The organism is Arhodomonas sp. KWT2 (assembly GCF_041949875.1).
Lineage (GTDB): Bacteria > Pseudomonadota > Gammaproteobacteria > Nitrococcales > Nitrococcaceae > Arhodomonas > Arhodomonas aquaeolei.
This window is the reverse complement of record NZ_JBHFPQ010000004.1, coordinates 1-1741: the sequence shown is the minus strand read 5'-3', so window position 1 is coordinate 1741 and position 1741 is coordinate 1. Positions and strand designations below refer to the sequence as shown.

Sequence of the window (1741 nt, the reverse complement as noted above, 5' to 3'; positions counted from 1 at the left end):
GCTCGGGGAAGGCGACTTCGGCCCGGGCGTTCAGGGCTATGGCGAGTACCAGGGCCAAGAGGCTGAACGCGCGTAAGGGAATGGCCATCATCAACTCCTCGTGAGGCGAAGCGGGAACTTGTCGTTGGCCACGGGCCAGGCGCGGCGGAGACTGAAGTACTGCACCTCGGCGACGATGCGCGTGGCCCCGGCACTGACCTCGACCCTGCCGCTGATGCTCGTCTGCCCGTCCCGGGCCTCGATCTCCAGCGGTACCTTCGTCTTTTCGGCTAACGGGGTGCCCTGAGTCGCCGCGTCGAACCGGTTCCTGGAGGTCCGGGCGTCCGTGTCGCCATGGTCGTATTCGTTCGCCGTGACCCGCTGGCCCGCCTCAGCGATAGCTGCCGTCGGGCTGGCGTTTCAGCCCGTAGTAGCTGGGGCGCACGCTGTTGTGCTCCTCCTGCCAGCGGCGGGAGCGGGCGATGGCCTCCTGGACCTGCTCGTCGGTCATCTTCTCGGCTAGCGCCTCTTTCTTCTCGATGTCGCCGGTGCCGCCGAGGTCGTACATCATGTACGCCTTGACCAGGTCCTTTTCGGTGCCAATGCCCTGGGCGTAGTAGTCACCCAGCCATCCCTGTGCGGTTAGGTCGTCCATTTCCGCTGCCTTTTTCATTAACTGGAACGCCTTTTTCTCGTCCTTGGCAACGATATGGCCGTGTTCATACTTGCCCGCCAGCTCCGACATGCCATCGGAGGCACCGCTCTGGGCATATTTTTTGAGCCAGTACAGGTATTTCTCGTCATCCGGCTCAATGTTGTTCCTCTCATCGCCGTCCCTGAACGCATAAAACAGTTCCTGCTGCGCCTTGGGGAACCCCTGCTCGCCGGCCTCGGCGGTGAGCTCGAGCCATTTCTCCGGGCTCTTCTCCACGGTGTAGCCGGCGGCGTACATGCCGGCCAGCCAGTAGAGGCCCTCGGCGAGGTCCTGAGCGGCGGCCTTCTTGATCCACTTGGCGGCCTTGGGGAAATCGATGGGCACGTCCTGCCACTCGATACCGATGGTGTAGGCTGCCCCGACCAGCACTTGAGCTCTGGCATCACCGTTGCGGGCGGCCTCCAGGTTGGCCTGAAAATCCTGATCGTAGAGGGCATCCATGAACGCCCCGGGCTCGGGGAAGGCGACCTCGGCCCGGGCGTTCAGGGCTATGGCGAGTACCAGGGCCAGGAGGCAGAACACGCGTAAGGGGGATGTCATCATTAACTCCTCGTGAGGCGCAGCGGGAACCTGTCGTTGGCCACGGGCCAGGCGCGGCGGAGACTGAAGTACTGCACCTCGGCGACGATGCGCGTGGCCCCGGCACTGACCTCGACCCTGCCGCTGATGCTCGTCTGCCCGTCCCGGGTCTCGATCTCCAGCGGGACCTTGGTCTTTTCGGTTAGGGGAATACCCTGAACCGCCGCGTCGAATCGATCCTGGGCGTCATGGTTTTGATCTTTGGTTTTCCCGGTAACATGCTCGAACTTGGCGATTGGATTCGATTTCTCGTTGGGAATGTGCTCATCGATCCTCACCCGGACCACCCCGTGGAGCGCCTCGGGGACCGTCAGCGTGAAGGTCAGTTCGGGGGTTCGGACCGCCTCCTCGGTCCACGCGATCGTCCCGGCGACACCGCTCTGGTAGGCGTCGGCGAGCATGAGCGTGCCCCCGACGCTCCCCTGCAGGTCGGTGACCGTCATGTCGAAGACGATGCCGCGCAGCACC

3 protein-coding genes are annotated in these 1741 nt (G+C 63.8%); 1 reads left to right on the top strand and 2 read right to left on the bottom strand.

Annotation, left to right across the window (positions count from 1 at the left end; all coding sequences use genetic code 11):
• Positions 1-124 precede the first annotated feature (124 nt).
• On the top strand, positions 125-286 hold the full coding sequence (locus tag ACEZHJ_RS00045; RefSeq protein WP_375036091.1) for a hypothetical protein: 162 nt from the start codon (positions 125-127) through the stop codon (positions 284-286).
• A gap of 84 nt (positions 287-370) precedes the next feature.
• On the opposite strand, the gene ACEZHJ_RS00040 is transcribed toward ACEZHJ_RS00045, so the two are convergent.
• Together ACEZHJ_RS00040 and ACEZHJ_RS00035 are read right to left on the bottom strand one after the other, a co-directional pair.
• Complete coding sequence (locus tag ACEZHJ_RS00040) at positions 371-1234, bottom strand: tetratricopeptide repeat protein (protein WP_375036090.1); 864 nt, start codon at positions 1232-1234, stop codon at positions 371-373.
• 2 nt (positions 1235-1236) lie between these two features.
• Positions 1237-1741, bottom strand: a 505-nt coding sequence (locus tag ACEZHJ_RS00035; protein WP_375036089.1) for a hypothetical protein, incomplete at its 5' end; no start/stop codon positions are given.

Bases quoted from the DNA above. Each gene is read 5' to 3' on its own strand.
- ACEZHJ_RS00040 (WP_375036090.1), bottom strand. From the start codon at position 1,234: ATGACATCCCCCTTACGCGTGTTCTGCCTCCTGGCCCTGGTACTCGCC.